The 16,725-nt window shown below is 57.0% G+C and carries 15 protein-coding genes; 11 read left to right on the plus strand and 4 right to left on the minus strand.

Going from position 1 to position 16,725, the window contains the following annotated elements:
- Positions 1-19: 19 nt before the first annotated feature.
- Positions 20-913 carry a cation diffusion facilitator family transporter gene (locus ACN1C3_RS13420; protein ID WP_419116292.1) on the plus strand — a complete coding sequence of 298 codons (894 nt, stop codon included), beginning with the start codon at positions 20-22 and terminating at the stop codon, positions 911-913.
- Position 914: 1 nt separating this feature from the next.
- Here ACN1C3_RS13420 and ACN1C3_RS13425 read toward each other — a convergent pair whose 3' ends face one another.
- Positions 915-1,907, minus strand: coding sequence for a DUF6515 family protein (locus tag ACN1C3_RS13425; protein WP_419116341.1), 993 nt, complete (start codon positions 1,905-1,907; stop codon positions 915-917).
- Between ACN1C3_RS13425 and ACN1C3_RS13430 the strand changes: the two genes are divergently transcribed.
- From ACN1C3_RS13430 to cmoB, 8 genes are all read left to right on the plus strand, one after another.
- Positions 1,830-2,309: a hypothetical protein gene (locus ACN1C3_RS13430; protein WP_419116342.1), complete on the plus strand. Its 480-nt coding sequence runs from the start codon at positions 1,830-1,832 to the stop codon at positions 2,307-2,309. The two genes, ACN1C3_RS13425 and ACN1C3_RS13430, sit on opposite strands and share 78 nt — an antisense overlap.
- A gap of 233 nt (positions 2,310-2,542) precedes the next feature.
- Complete coding sequence (locus ACN1C3_RS13435; RefSeq protein WP_419116293.1) at positions 2,543-3,553, plus strand: RHS repeat-associated core domain-containing protein; 1,011 nt, start codon at positions 2,543-2,545, stop codon at positions 3,551-3,553.
- A 666-nt stretch (positions 3,554-4,219) separates the two neighbouring features.
- A complete protein-coding gene (gene lon / locus ACN1C3_RS13440) occupies positions 4,220-6,637 on the plus strand; it encodes an endopeptidase La (protein WP_419116294.1) in 2,418 nt (805 codons plus the stop codon).
- 449 nt (positions 6,638-7,086) lie between these two features.
- A complete protein-coding gene (locus ACN1C3_RS13445) occupies positions 7,087-7,599 on the plus strand; it encodes a hypothetical protein (protein WP_419116295.1) in 513 nt (170 codons plus the stop codon).
- 146 nt (positions 7,600-7,745) lie between these two features.
- Positions 7,746-8,138: a protease inhibitor I42 family protein gene (locus ACN1C3_RS13450; protein ID WP_419116296.1), complete on the plus strand. Its 393-nt coding sequence runs from the start codon at positions 7,746-7,748 to the stop codon at positions 8,136-8,138.
- 1 nt (position 8,139) lies between these two features.
- Positions 8,140-8,778 (plus strand): lysoplasmalogenase, encoded by a 639-nt coding sequence (locus ACN1C3_RS13455; RefSeq protein WP_419116297.1) that lies wholly within the window; start codon positions 8,140-8,142, stop codon positions 8,776-8,778.
- A gap of 169 nt (positions 8,779-8,947) precedes the next feature.
- On the plus strand, positions 8,948-9,727 hold the full coding sequence (gene cmoA / locus ACN1C3_RS13460) for a carboxy-S-adenosyl-L-methionine synthase CmoA (RefSeq protein ID WP_419116298.1): 780 nt from the start codon (positions 8,948-8,950) through the stop codon (positions 9,725-9,727).
- A complete protein-coding gene (gene cmoB, locus ACN1C3_RS13465) occupies positions 9,724-10,680 on the plus strand; it encodes a tRNA 5-methoxyuridine(34)/uridine 5-oxyacetic acid(34) synthase CmoB (RefSeq protein WP_419116299.1) in 957 nt (318 codons plus the stop codon). Before cmoA ends, cmoB begins: the two co-directional genes overlap by 4 nt.
- A 65-nt stretch (positions 10,681-10,745) precedes the next feature.
- Here the strand turns inward: cmoB and ACN1C3_RS13470 are convergent, their stop codons facing one another.
- Complete coding sequence (locus ACN1C3_RS13470) at positions 10,746-12,071, minus strand: APC family permease (RefSeq protein WP_419116300.1); 1,326 nt, start codon at positions 12,069-12,071, stop codon at positions 10,746-10,748.
- Positions 12,072-12,295: 224 nt separating this feature from the next.
- Positions 12,296-13,117, minus strand: coding sequence for a carbon-nitrogen hydrolase family protein (locus tag ACN1C3_RS13475; RefSeq protein WP_419116301.1), 822 nt, complete (start codon positions 13,115-13,117; stop codon positions 12,296-12,298).
- Between the two features lie 117 nt (positions 13,118-13,234).
- On the opposite strand from ACN1C3_RS13475, the gene ACN1C3_RS13480 reads away from it, so the two are divergent.
- Together ACN1C3_RS13480 and ACN1C3_RS13485 are read left to right on the plus strand one after the other, a co-directional pair.
- Positions 13,235-14,035, plus strand: coding sequence for a response regulator transcription factor (locus ACN1C3_RS13480; protein ID WP_419116302.1), 801 nt, complete (start codon positions 13,235-13,237; stop codon positions 14,033-14,035).
- Between the two features lie 327 nt (positions 14,036-14,362).
- Positions 14,363-15,205: an alpha/beta fold hydrolase gene (locus ACN1C3_RS13485; protein WP_419116303.1), complete on the plus strand. Its 843-nt coding sequence runs from the start codon at positions 14,363-14,365 to the stop codon at positions 15,203-15,205.
- Between the two features lie 18 nt (positions 15,206-15,223).
- Here ACN1C3_RS13485 and ACN1C3_RS13490 read toward each other — a convergent pair whose 3' ends face one another.
- Positions 15,224-16,717 (minus strand): glucosyltransferase domain-containing protein, encoded by a 1,494-nt coding sequence (locus tag ACN1C3_RS13490; RefSeq protein WP_419116304.1) that lies wholly within the window; start codon positions 16,715-16,717, stop codon positions 15,224-15,226.
- Between the last annotated feature and the right edge of the window lie 8 nt (positions 16,718-16,725).

Raw genomic sequence — 16,725 nt, forward strand, 5'->3', positions numbered from 1 at the left:
CGAAGGAACGCAAACACCCATGACCAGTAGCCCGGAACACGTTCGCCTGTTACGTCTGGCGACACGCGCCTCGCTGGCGGTCGCGAGCATTCTGATCGTAGCCAAGGCCATCGCCTGGTGGTTAAGCGGCTCGGTCAGTCTGCTGGCCGGTCTCACCGACTCTCTGCTCGACGGCGCCGCCTCGTTTCTCAACCTGCTGGCGGTGCATTACGCATTGCGTCCTGCGGACGATGACCATCGTTACGGGCACGGCAAAGCCGAGTCTCTGTCGGGCATTGCCCAGGCGTTGTTTATCGCGGTGAGTGCGGTGTTGATTGCCGTGCAAGCGATCGAGCGTCTGAAACACCCGGAACCGCTGGGCGCTCCGTGGATCGGTATTGGCGTGATGCTGTTATCGCTGGCGCTGACGGTCGCGCTATTAATGGTGCAACATCGGGTGATCCGCGAAACCGGCTCGACTGCGGTTCGCGCTGACTCGCTGCATTACCGTTCCGATTTGCTGCTCAACGCCAGCATTCTGGTGGCACTGGTGCTGGCCAGTTTTGGCTGGCAGCAACTGGATGCCTGGTTTGGTCTGGCGATTGCGGTGTACATCCTCTGGAGCGCCGTGCAAATCGCGCGGGAAAGCGTTTCAGTATTGATGGATGAAGAACTGCCGCCGGACGTCAGCCAGCACATGCTTGAGCTGGCCTGCAGCGTACCCGGCGTACTCGGCGCCCATGACCTGCGCACACGGATCTCCGGCAGCCACTGGTTCGTACAATTGCATCTGGAGTTACCGGGTGAGCTGACGTTATCCGTCGCTCACGGCATCAGTGATCGTGCCGCCGAGGCGATCAACGCCGCTTACCCGCGGGCCGAGGTGCTGGTGCACGCCGACCCGCAAGAAGTAGTGACCGCCGAGAAGGTTTAACTCAGTAGGCCACCTGATAACCGCGATTGCTCAGGCAGTTGCCCTGCGCTTGATGGTAGGCCTGCACTATCGCAGGCGCCGGTTGATAGGTGACGGCAGCCGGATCGAAGCCGCTTTGCTCGACTGCCCAGCGATAGCAGTCATAGCGATCCTGATTGACCTGCTCAGGTGTTTGCCCATTGGCCGGGTAAGAGATCACGTCATAGCCGTTGCTGACCGGTTGTGGGCTGGCAACCGGTGGATCGACAACCACATACTCCTGGGTGCTCTCTTCATACATGTAATAAGCGCCAGCGGCGAGGAAGAGCAGTGCGCCGCCGATCCAGACTTCCTGTGAGTAATCGGGCAGGTAACTCACGCGGATGCCACGAGGCGGCCTGACCACCACATAACGCGGGCCATGCGGGCGATACCAGTAACCGCCGGAGTAGAAGTAATCCTGACCGCGATACGGTACGCGGTAATTGCGATCCGGGAACCGATCGATCACATAACCCGGCCGGTATTGCGGCCCAGGGCCCCAGCCATTGCCATGCCCCTCCGGTCGACCCGGCCAGCGATGATCGTCATTGCGGCGACCGTCATCGCCCTGACGCGAACCGGCGCCACCGGCCTGCCAGTGCTGATCGTGGTCATTGCGCCGAGGCACGTCCTGATAGGTGCCACGCTGTGGCTCCTGGGTCTGGCGGACGGTATCCGGCCGGCTTTGAATCGGCAGGTTGTTGCTTGGTTGCTGCTGCACCGGCCGGTTGTTACTGGGTTGCTGCTGCATTGGCAGGCTGTTGCTCGGTTGCTGTTGCACCGGCCGGTTGTTGCTCGGTTGCTGCTGCACCGGCAGGTTGTTGCTCGGTTGCTGTTGCACCGGCCGGTTGTTGCTCGGTTGCTGCTGCATCGGCCGGCCCTGCTCGTTGGGATCATGCTGTGGACGGTTTTGCCACTGGCCGCCCTGATTCTGGCCGTTGTGTTCAAACTGTCGGCTGTTCTCGCCGCGAATAATCTCGTTCTGCGGGCGAGGCTGATTATTTTGCGGACGTTGTTGATTGCTCTCTGGACGTGGCTGATTGTTCTCTGGACGCGCTTGATTGTTTTGCGGGCGCGGCTGATTGTTCTCTGGACGTGGCTGATTGTTCTCTGGACGCGCTTGATTGTTTTGCGGGCGCGGCTGATTGTTCTCCGGACGCTGTTGATTATTTCCCGAGCGCCCTTCGGAACCATGCTCACGCTGTCCCCCGCCATTTTGACCATGAGGATGCTGCTGATCATCCCCTTCCCCAGCCAGCAATTGCGCGCTGACACTCATGCACAACAAACCAACACCTGCCAAACGCCAGATGCGCGACTTCATGCTATTCCTCACTGCGGTTCAGGGCCTATCCATAAGACTGGAAAAGCGTAGGGCGGTTCTGCGACAGCTTATCAGTCACGAGACTTATTTCGCAGGATCGAATCAGGAGGAGGCTGTTAATTCCCATCCTTCCCTTCCCCCTAAGTACTGCTTTCTGGCCGACAACCACCCTGACGTATTCACGCTTATCAAACAGCGTCTACCTAGCAGTTCTGCTAGTAGACGGTCTGCGTACAAACATCGAATCTAACTCCCTGCATAGCAGACCAGCAGGAGTTCGTTCCATGCCTTCCCAAGAAGAGACCGTACTCTGCCGCTACCACTACAACCCGCTGGACCACCTCGTCAGTATTTCGCTGCTGGAACAGGTCGCCCTCCAGCGCTTTTACTGCAAAAGCCGGCTGACTACCGAGATTCAGGGACAGGTGGAGTGCTCGATATTTCAACAAGGTGATCAGCTTTTGGCACAACGGCAGCGACAGGGTGACGCGGTCGAAACGACTTTACTGGCGACTGATCAGCAACGTTCAGTGTTACTCACGCGTGGTGTTCAGCCCCACGCCATCGCTTATTTGCCCTACGGTTATCGCCCCGCCGACAGTGGATTGCTGAGTGTGTTGGGTTTCAATGGCGAACGCCCGGATTCGGTGACCGGACATTATTTGTTGGGCAATGGCCATCGAGCGTTCAATCCAGTGTTGATGCGGTTTAACAGCCCGGACCGTCTGAGTCCGTTTGGAAAGGGCGGGATCAATCCGTATGCGTATTGCCATGGAGACCCGGTTAACTTTGGGGATCCGACGGGGCAGTTCGTCGAGATGTTGGGTACAGCTCTCAAGCTCACTAAAACAGTCTTGAAGGGCACGTGGAAGACATATGTCTTGGGTCTGCGCCCACGCCCGCCTGGTCTACTCGGGGCCGCCACAGTATTCGCCCAAATTGGTTCTGCAGGCACGATTGTGGGACATTCGATGAAAGTCGCAGACCTGCCATTAGCGGACACTTTACTGAATATAGGCAAAACTGCTTTGACCATGAGCGCAGTCCTCAAAACGACGCACAAAGTGTCTAAAGTGATCAAAAATGGTGACCTTTTAAAATCCTTCAGAAACAGAATTTCCTATTTTTCCGGCAACAAACCACCTTCTGAAATCCTACTGACCGAAGTGGTCGTTGTACCCAATCAGTTCAATCCTGGCCAAATAGTCAGGGCGGACGCTCCAAACTCGACACCCACTTCATCCGTAGCCCAAGTTGCTAGTGAGGTGCGTAATCCCAAACTTAAAATCGATTAATTCAATATCACTTCGATGGAGCAGGACGATTTTTGCGCTCTGGTTCTGGGAGTGGCATTCGCTGGTCTGCACCATTGCGCAGCAACGGCTTGTAGGCGCAGAGGTACGCCAGTGATCCTGCACGACTTTGCGCGGCTCTGTGCCATTCCGCTGCGCGATGGGTGTGATTTGCTGGATGTGATCGGGCGGCGGTTGCAGAAGCAGGCGCTGTAAGCGGGCAGAAGATCAAAAGATCGCAGGCTCCGCCAGCCCCTACGGTGACCGCGCAAGGCTTGCGATCAATATAGTCAGCTTCGATTGGAATGCGTTTTCGTAGCAGTTGCCGAAGGCTACGTTCGGCTGCGGAGCAGTCGTAAAATCGGTGCATGCGGTGTGTCAAACCGAATGTGCTCTCAGGTTTTACGACCGCTGCGCAGTCGATCGCGGGCAAGCCACGCTCCCACCTTAGATCACATCCCCTGTGGGAGCGGCGGTGCGGCGATCCGACTTGCCCGCGAAGGCGTACAGTCAAACGATTAAAATTCCGGGCGAATCAATGTGAGGCGAACCGGCTGACCTGTCTGCACCCTGAATGCTGCTCATGAAATAACCGTTAACAACTTCTCACCATTGAAACCGCCGCCGACCTGCCCCATCTAACCTCCATACCCTATGCGCAGGTGCCCCATGAGCGACCAGCAAGAATTCCCGGAAGACCCCAACGACTACGCCGACCCAGAAAACGCCGAACACCACACCGAGAGCACTGGCCTGGCCCTTCCCGGGCAGAATCTGCCGGACAAGGTCTACATCATTCCGATCCACAATCGGCCGTTCTTTCCGGCGCAAGTATTGCCGGTCATCGTCAACGAAGAGCCCTGGGCCGAAACCCTGGAGCTGGTCAGCAAATCCGATCATCACTCCCTGGCGCTGTTCTACATGGACACGCCGCAGGAAGACCCTCGACATTTCGACACCTCGAGCCTGCCGCTCTACGGCACGCTGGTGAAGGTCCACCACGCCAGCCGCGAAGGCGGCAAACTGCAATTCGTCGCCCAGGGCCTGACCCGCGTGCGCATTCGCACCTGGCTCAAGCACCATCGCCCGCCGTACCTGGTGGAAGTCGAATACCCGCACCAGCCGAGCGATCCGACCGACGAGGTCAAGGCTTACGGCATGGCGCTGATCAACGCGATCAAGGAATTGCTGCCGCTCAACCCGCTGTACAGCGAAGAGCTGAAGAATTACCTCAACCGCTTCAGCCCCAACGACCCGTCGCCCCTGACCGACTTCGCCGCCGCCCTCACTTCGGCGACAGGCGGTGAGCTGCAAGAAGTGCTCGATTGCGTGCCAATGCTCAAGCGCATGGAAAAAGTTCTGCCGATGCTGCGCAAGGAAGTCGAAGTCGCGCGCTTGCAGAAAGAAATCTCCGCTGAAGTGAACCGCAAGATCGGCGAGCATCAACGTGAGTTCTTCCTCAAGGAACAGCTCAAGGTTATCCAGCAGGAGCTGGGTCTTACGAAGGACGACCGCAGCGCCGACATCGAACAGTTCGAACAGCGTCTGGTGGGCAAAGTCCTGCCGCCTCAGGCGCAAAAGCGCGTCGAAGAGGAAATGAACAAGCTGTCGATCCTTGAAACCGGCTCGCCGGAATACGCAGTGACCCGCAATTACCTGGAGTGGGCAACGGCAGTACCGTGGGGCGTGTATGGCAAGGACAATCTCGACCTCAAACACGCGCGCAAAGTGCTCGATCAGCACCACGCCGGGCTTGGTGACATCAAGACCCGGATTCTCGAATTCCTCGCAGTGGGTGCCTATAAAGGCGAGATCAGCGGTTCCATCGTGCTGCTGGTGGGCCCGCCGGGCGTGGGCAAGACCAGCGTCGGCAGGTCCATCGCCGAATCCCTCGGGCGGCCGTTCTATCGTTTCAGCGTCGGCGGCATGCGTGATGAAGCAGAGATCAAGGGCCACCGCCGGACCTACATCGGCGCCCAACCGGGCAAACTGGTGCAGGCTCTTAAAGACGTCGAAGTGATGAACCCGGTGATCATGCTCGACGAGATCGACAAAATGGGCCAGAGCTACCAGGGCGATCCGGCCTCGGCGCTGCTGGAAACCCTCGATCCGGAACAGAACGTCGAATTCCTCGACCATTACCTGGACTTGCGTCTGGACCTGTCGAAAGTGCTGTTCGTCTGCACCGCCAATACCCTGGACTCAATCCCCGGCCCGCTGCTGGACCGGATGGAAGTGATTCGCCTGTCCGGTTATATCACTGAAGAAAAAATAGCCATCGCCAAGCGTCACTTGTGGCCCAAACAGCTGGAGAAGGCTGGCGTTTCCAAAGGCAGCCTGTCCATCAGCGACGGCGCTCTGCGCGCAGTGATCGACGGGTATGCCCGCGAGGCCGGAGTGCGGCAACTGGAAAAGCAACTGGGCAAACTGGTGCGCAAATCAGTGATGAAGCTGATCGACGAGCCGAACGCGGTGATCAAGATCGGCAACAAGGACCTGGAAGCCTCCCTCGGTATGCCGGTGTTCCGCAATGAACAAGTGCTGTCCGGCACCGGAGTAATCACCGGGCTGGCCTGGACCAGCATGGGCGGCGCCACCCTGCCGATCGAAGCAACGCGGATTCACACGCTCAATCGCGGCTTTAAACTCACCGGACAATTGGGTGACGTGATGAAGGAATCCGCCGAAATCGCCTACAGCTATGTCAGCTCTCATCTCAAGCAGTTTGGCGGTGATGCGAAGTTCTTCGACGAGGCGTTCGTACACCTGCATGTGCCTGAAGGTGCCACACCGAAAGACGGTCCGAGCGCCGGGGTGACCATGGCCAGCGCGCTGCTCTCTCTGGCGCGCAACCAGCCACCGAAAAAAGGCGTGGCCATGACCGGCGAACTGACCCTGACCGGCCATGTGCTGCCCATTGGCGGCGTGCGCGAGAAAGTCATCGCGGCCCGTCGGCAGAAGATCTACGAATTGATCCTGCCGGAGCCTAACCGCGGCAACTTTGAGGAACTGCCGGACTACCTTAAGGAAGGGATTACCGTGCATTTTGCCAAGCGCTTTGCAGATGTGGCGAAGGTATTGTTCTGAATATGCGCTAGCACTTTCCTCTCCCTTATCACGACGAACTTGCGCTTACAGGTCTATGACAATCCCTGTAGGCGCAGGCTGTGATGATGTCAGTCCAAAAAACACACAGGCCACGCGTATTCACCTGTTATTCGCACACCTATCAGATCCTGGGGGCAGTGTTACTCATAACCAAAGCCCCAATAATTTCTAATCGCTATTCAAATTAACACTAAAAAACTGTCAGTTCTGACAGTGGACATAATATAAGGAGCAGCACAGAATTTTACTTGAGGCATTCAAAACCTTCATAAGTATCGGCCTCGACCTGAATACTCAATCCGGCACCCACTCATTTAACAAAATTCACGACGACGTACTGAAATTCAAAGGGATGGAAGGAGTCCTCTCGACTTAAAAACCTGTTGATCAATACTATTCACTAGACGTTCATTCAATGAGGGCACATCATGAAAATATCCAACACATTTGAAACGCTGGCCGGAGAATTCCAAAACATCACGGGGCAGCTTAGTGCGACCTTCCCTAACAGTCCTTCTCCAGGCGTCAACCCTTTCTCAAGGGCTCCGTATCAGAGTGAGCGAATCCGAAGCACGGGGGGCTTTGTCGCCTTGGGGTACACTGAAGTCAATACGTCTTCCGGCAGTAGCACTAACTCTCCATTAATCACTAGCGACCATCGAACACTCAGTTTCCTTTTAAAGGACGGCATCAAATCCGGCACTTATACATTCCCTTCATCAACGGAGGAAATCAAAAACCTGAGTTACGGTGAGTACGCCAAAACTGGAGACAACTACAACCTGATTCCTAAGACTGCCACCGAAGCCACGCTTGAACTTGAAGTATCACCAGACGGACAACACATCAAGTCAAAGCGGTTCGATATAGTTGTCAACACGAACAGTGGCAAAACCCTGAGTATAAAGGCCGACTTTGATATTTACATAACCATTGAATAGCAAGGCGAGCTGACGTCCCTGCGTGCTGTATTTTCAAAGGCACTTGGTCGGGCACAAGTGTCTTTTGAATCCGTAAACTCATTTAGCATTCCGCCTGACTTCAGTTATGCTCGCCGTTCGTCGTGAACGCCGGAGCCGCTGAGCCTATGTCCCCCACCCGCCTGTTTGCCCCCCTCGCTCTCACCCTGCTCGCCGCCTGCGCCAGCCAACCCAGGCAGAATGTCACTGTGGATAAACAGAGCGACTGCCCGATGCAGCTGAAGACCGGGCAGAACCTGATCCTGACGCTGCCAAGCAACCCGACCACGGGTTATCGCTGGGCGATTCAGGATTCGGCCGGGGGCGTGCTGCGCAGACTCAGCCCTGAGGTTTACAGCAACCCGGAAGACGCCGGGCTGGTGGGCAGTGCCGGCCAATCGACCTGGCGCTTTCAGACCTTCGCGGCCGGTAAGGGGCGCTTGCGTCTGACGTATTCACAACCATGGGCGCCAGAAGTGCCGGCGGTAGAAACCTTCGACTGTGTGATTTCGGTCAACTGATATGGGTTGGCTAATCCTCGCGCTGATGGGCGCGGTGACCTTTCTCTATGGGCTGAGTGTTCATGCCGAACTGTTGTGCCTGCTGGTCAAGCCGTTGCCGGTTCTGGCGTTGCTTGGCTGGTTGCACGATGCGCCACCCAGCGACTATCGGCGCTGGATCAGCCTGGGTCTGCTGTTTTCCCTGCTCGGTGATGTGCTGCTGGCGTGGCCAGGGGATTTGTTTGTGTTTGGTCTCGGAGCGTTTTTGATCGCGCACCTGGCCTATCTGAAAGCGTATGTGAGTGATTGCCGTCGGCTGGCGCTGTTTCCGCTGTTACTGGCGCTCGGTGTCGGCGCGGTATTGCTGGGAATCCTGATCGCCCATGGCCTTGGCCCGTTGCTGATTCCAGTGATTGTTTACGGCCTGGCCATCAGCGCCATGCTCTGGCGTGCGTTGGCCCGGTTGGGCAGCGATGTGCCCGAGCGTTCGGCTTTGCTGGCGGCAGGCGGTGCCGTGGCGTTTGTATTTTCCGACAGCGTGATTGGCATCAGTCGCTTTGTGGTGGCGTTTGAGGCTGCGCCGTACGTGATCATCCTCAGTTACTGGTTGGGGCAATGGGGGATTGCAGCGTCGGCGTTTGCACAAAAAACCCGCCGATAGATCGTTCCCACGCGCAGCAAAGGAATGCATCCCGTGACGCTCCGCGTCACATCAACGGCGGACGCGGAGCGTCCATGGCGGCATTCCCACGCAGAGCGTGGGAACGATCATCGTGTGAACCCAGCGCTTTATCAGACAGACCGCGCATCCCCCCGCCAAGTTGGCTAAAATGCCGACCTTTTCCACCTACGCCGCTGGAACCGCCGTGAGCAAAGAACCCGATCGCCTTTTCGCCCAGCCCCTGCCTCAGGTGCCAGACTTCGCCTTTAATGAGGACGTGGTGCGGGTGTTCCCGGACATGATCAAGCGCTCAGTGCCGGGCTATCCGACCATTGTCGAGAACCTGGGTGTACTCGCAGCGCAGTTCGCCCAACGGGGCAGTGTGCTGTACGACCTGGGCTCTTCCCTCGGTGCCGTGACTCAGGCCTTGCGCCGCCACGTGCGCACCGACGGTTGCCGGGTGATCGCTGTGGATAACTCGGCAGCGATGGTCGAGCGTTGCCGCGAATACCTCAACGGTCAGGACTCGATGTTCCAGGAGTTGTTGCCGGTGGAAGTGATCGAAGGTGACATTCTCGCCCTCGACTTCCAGCCAGCCTCAGTGGTGGCGCTGAACTTCACCCTGCAATTCATCGCCCCGGACCAGCGCCTGACGCTGCTGAGCCGCATTCATCAGTCCCTGTTGCCGGGCGGCGCGCTGATTCTCTCGGAGAAGTTGCGCTTCGTTGACGCTGAGGAGCACGCGCTCCTCACCGACCTGCACATCGCCTTCAAACGCGCCAACGGCTATAGCGAACTGGAAATTGCCCAGAAGCGCAGCGCCATCGAAAACGTAATGAAACCCGACAGCCTTGAAGAACACCGCGAACGCCTGCTGGCGGCCGGGTTCTCGAAAGTCGTGCCGTGGTTCCAGTGTCTTAACTTTGCCTCGTTGATTGCCTTGCCATGATTGATCTGTCACCCCTCGCCCGTCGTCTGGCCGGCACACCGTTGGCTGAATGGGCCAACGGCCTGCAAGCGCAACTCGATACCAAAATGGAAAAGGGTCACGGCGACCTGGAGCGCTGGCAGAGTGCGCTGGATGCCCTGCCGAAGATCATGCCGAGCCGCATTGATCTACTGGACGGCTTGACCCTGGACACCGACTGCGACGATGAAACCCGAGCACAGATGCGCACCGCGCTGATGGGCCTGTCGCCGTGGCGCAAAGGGCCGTTCGATCTGTTCGGGGTGCACGTCGACACCGAATGGCGCTCGGATTGGAAGTGGTCACGGGTCGCCCCGCATCTGGACCTCAAGGGCAAGCGAGTGCTGGATGTCGGTTGCGGCAACGGCTACTACATGTGGCGCATGCTCGGCGCCGGGGCCGACAGCGTGATCGGCGTCGATCCGAACTGGCTGTTCTTCTGCCAGTTCCAGGCCGTACAGCGTTATCTGTCGGAACCGTCCGCGTGGCATCTGCCATTCCCTTTCGAAGACTTGCCGCCGAACCTGGAAGGCTTCGACACCGTGTTCTCCATGGGCGTGTTCTACCACCGTCGCTCGCCGATCGAGCATTTGCTGGCGCTCAAAGATTGCCTGGTCAAGGGCGGCGAACTGGTACTGGAAACGCTGGTGGTGGAAGGCGATGTGCATCAAGTGCTGGTGCCGGAAGACCGCTATGCGCAAATGCGCAACGTCTGGTTCCTGCCGTCGGTGCCGGCACTGATGCTATGGCTGCGCCGTGCCGGGTTCAGCGATGTGCGCTGTGTGGATGTCAGCGTGACCAGTGTCGAGGAACAGCGCGGGACTGAGTGGATGAAGTTCCAGTCGCTGAGCGATTTCCTTGATCCGGACGATCACAGCAAGACCATTGAAGGCTTGCCAGCGCCAATGCGCGCGGTGATTGTCGCCAGGAAGTAAAACGCGCTCCTCTGTGGCGAGGGCGCAAGCTCCCTCGCCACAAAAGCCCTCACCGCCCCGCTAAATCAACCCGCTTCCTGAAAATCCATCTCCGGTGGCTGGCGACGGAAACCGCCGGTCAACACGCCCAGGTACACGCTGCCAATCGCCAACCAACTCAAGCCCAGATAAATCGCCAGATGATCGAGGCTGATCATCAGCCACAAGTCCGCCACCAGCCCGATCAACGGGAAAATCAGAAACAGCAGCAGCTCCCGCGGACCGCGTTTGTCGCCGCCGATCCAGTAGTGAAAGATCACCGACAGATTCACCAGACTGAACGCCAGGAACGCACCGAAGTTGATGAATGAGGTGGAGGTGGTCACGTCCAGTTCCAGCGCCAGCAAGGCCACCACTGCACAGAGCAAGATGCTGTTGACCGGTGTGCCGAAGCGTTCATGCAAGGCACCGAAGAAAGATTTTGGCAACACACCGTCACGCCCCATGGCGTACAGCAGCCGCGAACCACTGGCCTGCGCCGCCAGACCCGAGGCGAATTGACCGACGATCAGGCCGATCATAAAGATCGAGACGAACAGGTCACCGCCCACGTTGCGGGCAATTTCATAGGCCGCCGAGTCGACGTTGTCGAACTGGAACGACGGATGCGCCACCTGCACGAAGTACGACACGCCGACAAAAATCAGCCCGCCGATCAGGGTGATCAACATGATCGCCCGTGGGATAGTGCGACGCGGGTCGCGAGTTTCTTCAGTGAGCGTGCTGACCGCATCGAAGCCGAGGAACGAATAGCAGGCGATGGCCGCCCCACTCATGATCAGCGGCATCTGCATGTCGCCGCGCAAGAACGGTGCAACCGTCCACAACGGTTTGCTGGCGTCGCCGCCGATGTAATGGATGCACAGCGCGACGAACGCCACCAACACCAGAAACTGCACCAGCATCAGCAAAGCGTTGATGCCGTTGGCCAGTTTCAGGCCAATGATGTTGATCGCACTGGTGACGCCGATAAACGCCAGGACCCAAATCCACTGCGGCACAGCCGGGAATGCCGAATGCAGATACGCCGCGCCGATCAGCCAGATCGCCATTGGCAGAAACAGGTAATCGAGCAACACCGCCCAGCCGGCGATGAACCCCAGTTTCGGGCTGATGGCTTTGCGCACATAGCTGTAAGCGGAACCCGCGACCGGGAACGCCGCGGCCATTCGTCCGTAGCTCATGGCGGTAAAGAACATTGCCACCAGCGCCGCCAGATACGCCGCTGGGACCATGCCGGAGGTGGATTGCGCGAGGATGCCAAAGGTGCCGAGAACGATGATCGGCGTCATATAAGCGATGCCAAACAGCACCACCGACCCTAACGACAAGGTGCGTTGTAAACGAGCCATGAGCGACTACTCCGAATTTATTAGATTTATGGCAGAGCCGAGTTCGGCGGAAATAGCAGGTGTTGCGTTGTTGTTATTGGTTGTGATCGCTCCCACGCGCAGCAAAGGAACCGTTGATCGTTCCCACGCTCCGCGTGGGAATGCAGCCCGTGACGCTCCGCGTCACTGCCGAAGCGGACGCGGAGCGTCCAGTGAGGCATTCCCACGCGGAGCGTGGGAACGATCTATGTTGCAGGAATCATCAACTCCCTTAGCCCATCAGCATGCTCAATCACCTCACCCGGCAACCGCAGTCGCTGATCGTCCAGATACCGATAATCGCGCCGCGCGGCCGTTAGCTGATTCAAATCCAGCTCAACACTGAAGGTCCCTTCATCCCGTCCAGCCTCGAACACCAGGCTGCCGAACGGATCCACCAGCGCACTGCCTCCGGCAAACAACAACTCGCCATCACCGTCCTCCACCCGGTTGACCATCAGCGCAAACGCCTGGTTTTCCTGCGCACGGGCCATGATCGCGGTGCGATGAGTCGGACCGTAAGGGTCCATGTTGCCGTTGGTGACGATCAGCAATTCGGCGCCCAGTTGCGCTAACGCACGGGCAGTCTCCGGAAACTCGATGTCGTAGCAGATCAGCAAACCGACCCGCACACCGTTCCACTCACAGGTCGCATAACGATCACCGGCGCTGAACACCCCGCGATCCGAGGCCCACAGGTGCGTCTTGCGATACTTCAGGGCGATGCCCTCAGGGGTGATCAGCAGCGTGGTGTTATAGAAATGTCCGTGATCGTTCTCGGCGACGCCGACCACCACGGCAATGTTGCGTTCACGGACAGCGTTCAGCACGGCGGTGACGGTCGGGCCGTCCAGTGGTTCAGCAACCTGGGCTACGGTTTCGGCAGACGGAAAGCCCATCAAGTGAGTTTCCGGAAACACGATCAACTGCGTATCGGCAGCGCAGGCAGCAATCGCCGCCAAGGTCCGCTCAAGGTTGTAAGCTGTGCCGTTATCGCGGCCCGCCAATTGGGCTAATTCGACCTTCATGGGTTTTCCTTGTTCTTTACGCCGGGATTGCCCGGCCACTGGATCTGCGCTCAGTATGCGCAGCTGCGAACAGCCTGGGGAATTACGCGACTGGGGTAACTCGATAGGGGTAGACGTATGACACTCTCGTTAGAAGACATCGCCTGGCACCGCTCGGTCGGGCAAATGATCGACGCCCTCGACAGGCCCAATTTCTGGACGCAACTGGTGCGCCTGCTGGATCAGTACGTGGCCTTCGACAGCTGGGTCGTGCTGCTTTTCAGCAGCGATCAGCGCCCGCAAGTGTTCGCTGAATCTCCAGCTGAAGACGGCAGCCCCGATCAATTGTTTCAGGATTACCTCAAGGGTTTGTACCTGTTCGACCCGTTCTACATTGCCAGCCGCGAGCAGCCCCATACCGGTCTCTATCGCCTGGCCGAAGTCGCGCCGGAGCACTTTGAGCTCACCGAGTATTACCAGCGTTACTTTCGTCTGAATGTGGTGGCCGATGAAATCCAGTTCAATTGCCAGCTCGATGGCGACCGGACGTTGTGCCTGTCGCTGGGTTCCCGACAACGCTTCAGCCGCGAGCAGATTGCCCTGCTGTCACTGATCCAGCCTTGGGTGCTCGGCCTGTTGCGCCAGCGCTTGCCCTATGAAATCAACGAAGTGCTGGCGGCACCGCAGGCCACCGCACACGGCGACTGGCGTATTCAGCTGGAAGCTTCCGTGCAACAGCTCAAGGGCGCGCAATTGACCGCCCGCGAGCTGGATGTCGGGCGTTTGATGCTCAGCGGTTGCTCAAGCAAGGAAATCGCCCGCAAGCTGGAAATTTCCGTCGAAACCGTGAAAGTCCATAAAAAACACATGTACAGCAAGCTGGGAATCAAGTCCCAGTCCGAACTGTTCTCGATATTTCTCCAGGCGCAAAGTGCCTGACACTTCCAAGCATTGTGGTGAGACAAACCATTGTGGGAATCCGGCCTGATAATGAAGGCGGCGTATTGACACGCGACGAACGGTAGGAATATATGGGCAACAAAATAATACGAGAGCTCACCTTATGGGCCGTCCAACTTCTCACTCCTTGACCACAGTCCTCAGCAAAAACATCCCTGCCAGCTTCTCGCACCCAGCATCTCGCTGGAGTAATCGTGTGCTTAAACGTCCGGTTTTGATCTGAAGCCCGATCGCCTGACGGCTTGGTTCTGCTCTAAAACAAGAATTCCGGGTCGCTTTGATCTGGTCTTTCCACCGGAGATACCTATGCCTCGTCGCTTGCTTGCTGCTCTCTGTTTGCTGATGTCATTCAACGTTGCTCATGCCACAGAGCGTTGGGAAACACTGCCCGCTACACCCGTTCCGATAGCCGGTGCAAAAACCGGTTATGCCGATGTCGACGGCATCAAAATTTACTACTCGAAAATCGGCCACGGGTCGCCGGTCGTGCTCCTTCACGGAGGTCTGGCCAATTCCGATTACTGGGGGAATCAGGTTAAAGCCCTGGCAGCGAAGCACACTGTCATCACCCTCGACAGCCGTGGCCACGGCCGCAGCTCACGGGATGCGCGACCTTACGGTTATGACCTGATGGCGGACGACGTCATTGCAGTGCTCGACAAGCTGAAAATCGACCGCGCCGACTTCGTTGGCTGGAGTGACGGGGCGATTTTGGGGCTTGATATGGCAATGCGTTATCCACAGCGTGTCGGCAAGGTTTTCGCCTACGCCGCCAATACCCAAACCTCGGGCGTCAAGGAAGGAATCGAGAAGAACCCAACCTTCGCCGCCTACATCGAACGCGCTGGCAAGGAATACGTGAAGCTGTCGCCAACGCCCAAGGAATACGATGCCTTCGTCGAGCAAATCGGCCATATGTGGGCGAGCCAGCCAAACTGGACTCCGGAAGATCTGGCGAAAATCAAAACTCCGGTATTGATTGTCGACGGTGACCATGACGAAGCGATCAAACGCGAACACACCGAATACATCGCGGCGGCCATCCCCGGTGCCGGTCTGTTGATCCTGCCCAATGCCAGCCACTTCGCCTTTATCCAGGACCCGGCGCTTTTCAATGCTTCGGTGCTGAGTTTTCTGGACGGGAAGTAATACTCAATTGAAAGACCGTCATCGCACTCGTGGCGGCTCTTTCATGACAATAAAACCATAGTCACCCACCAGGTAGATGTTATAGAACTTGCTATCCACCACCGGTGGATAGCCTCTATACCCTACCCGCGTCGCATTTCGCCGCTCTTTTTCGGTGACCACATTCGTGATACCCACCCGGGGCAAATTTTCGGACAACATGAAAAAGTCCACATTCAAAATATAAGCCAGTACCGGCATCAACTCGAAAGAGCCTGCAGCGCCCGACAGCCAGTGATCGGAATAAGTAACCGACATATATATTCGCTTGGCTTCTCGTAGTTGCTGATGGGAGGCGATGTCGTGTTCAAGCGAAAACAGCGCACTGGTTGCGAATTCTTTCTGCACATTCAGAACGCGCCCATAGGCATAGGACAGGGAAAGCATGCTCAGCAGAGGTACCGCCAGCAGAACACCCAGTCGCGGATGAATGGCCTCCAGCAACAGATGACTCAAATAAAACAAAAACACCAACAACACCGAAAACCCCATCAAGGTTCTTGCGCCTTCATTGAAATCCCTGAAAATCAGAGCAGCGCCCGAAACGAGCAGCAACAGCGCGGGCAGGGTCAGAAGACACATCAAACTCAGCGTTATTTTTTTCAGCGCACTCTCTTTTCGTTTAAATAAATTGAGCCCGATCCGCACGGCCCCAGCCCCGGCGCACAGCAACACAGCCCACAGCAACCAAAAATTCCCTCCCTGAAAAAGCAGCGCAATTTTGCTTTTCAGGACGCCGATATTGGTTTCAACCTGGATCAGCCCATTCACACTCCACTCCAGCAGAGGTAAGCGTTCCTGAATAATGAGTGGATAAGCCGCTAAATAATAAATAACGCCGCCGACTATCAGCTGTGCAAGTTTCCACTTAACCAGCGAACGTAACGCCTCCCATGACGCCTGTTCATTGACTACCCTGACCAGTTCGACACAGCAAAGCCCCAAAAAAACATTAATGCTCAATTGATAAAGTCCCACCCCCATTGCTATTAACAGGCCAGGCACCACGATTTGCAGCAGCGCAGACTTCGCATGGAAGGTGATTGCATAAATAACGGCCACCAGGCTTAACGTCGTGGCAGGTCCATCGTATTGATAGGACAGATTTTGCAGAAAAAACGGGGTATACCAGAGGGGCAACAGCACAAAGCAACATGAAACAGTGGGTGCTTTGTAGTAATGCATCGTCAGGCTCGTCAAGGCGTGGGCCATGGCGAACGTGGCAATTAAAAGAGGCAGTGGGAAAATATTCGGGGCACCCGATGAAAACGTCAGGGCATTGTAAAACAGCTCGGTGAATAACCGCCCCTGGCCCGCCCAGGCTGTTCCGGCAGCCAATGACCGCCAGTTATCGTCAATATAATAGTAGTCCGCCAACATCAGAGGGAATATATAAACAAAAGCAGCAATCAAAAAAAACATCAATACTTCACGACCCAACAGTTTCTTATCCAAAAAACTGGTCACCCTCATTTCAGCGC

Origin of the sequence: Pseudomonas sp. H11T01, assembly GCF_048515765.1 — a bacterium.
Lineage (GTDB): Bacteria > Pseudomonadota > Gammaproteobacteria > Pseudomonadales > Pseudomonadaceae > Aquipseudomonas.

What these genes read in the sequence shown, in the direction of transcription:
- ACN1C3_RS13420 (WP_419116292.1), top strand. Translation starts at nt 20, where the DNA reads ATGACCAGTAGCCCGGAACACGTTCGCCTGTTACGTCTGGCGACACGC.
- ACN1C3_RS13480 (WP_419116302.1), top strand. Translation starts at nt 13,235, where the DNA reads ATGACACTCTCGTTAGAAGACATCGCCTGGCACCGCTCGGTCGGGCAA.
- ACN1C3_RS13450 (WP_419116296.1), top strand. Translation starts at nt 7,746, where the DNA reads ATGTCCCCCACCCGCCTGTTTGCCCCCCTCGCTCTCACCCTGCTCGCC.
- ACN1C3_RS13455 (WP_419116297.1), top strand. Translation starts at nt 8,140, where the DNA reads ATGGGTTGGCTAATCCTCGCGCTGATGGGCGCGGTGACCTTTCTCTAT.
- lon (WP_419116294.1), top strand. Translation starts at nt 4,220, where the DNA reads ATGAGCGACCAGCAAGAATTCCCGGAAGACCCCAACGACTACGCCGAC.
- ACN1C3_RS13445 (WP_419116295.1), top strand. Translation starts at nt 7,087, where the DNA reads ATGAAAATATCCAACACATTTGAAACGCTGGCCGGAGAATTCCAAAAC.
- ACN1C3_RS13430 (WP_419116342.1), top strand. Translation starts at nt 1,830, where the DNA reads ATGCTGTGGACGGTTTTGCCACTGGCCGCCCTGATTCTGGCCGTTGTG.
- ACN1C3_RS13485 (WP_419116303.1), top strand. Translation starts at nt 14,363, where the DNA reads ATGCCTCGTCGCTTGCTTGCTGCTCTCTGTTTGCTGATGTCATTCAAC.
- cmoA (WP_419116298.1), top strand. Translation starts at nt 8,948, where the DNA reads ATGCCGACCTTTTCCACCTACGCCGCTGGAACCGCCGTGAGCAAAGAA.
- ACN1C3_RS13475 (WP_419116301.1), bottom strand. Translation starts at nt 13,117, where the DNA reads ATGAAGGTCGAATTAGCCCAATTGGCGGGCCGCGATAACGGCACAGCT.
- cmoB (WP_419116299.1), top strand. Translation starts at nt 9,724, where the DNA reads ATGATTGATCTGTCACCCCTCGCCCGTCGTCTGGCCGGCACACCGTTG.
- ACN1C3_RS13490 (WP_419116304.1), bottom strand. Translation starts at nt 16,717, where the DNA reads ATGAGGGTGACCAGTTTTTTGGATAAGAAACTGTTGGGTCGTGAAGTA.
- ACN1C3_RS13470 (WP_419116300.1), bottom strand. Translation starts at nt 12,071, where the DNA reads ATGGCTCGTTTACAACGCACCTTGTCGTTAGGGTCGGTGGTGCTGTTT.
- ACN1C3_RS13435 (WP_419116293.1), top strand. Translation starts at nt 2,543, where the DNA reads ATGCCTTCCCAAGAAGAGACCGTACTCTGCCGCTACCACTACAACCCG.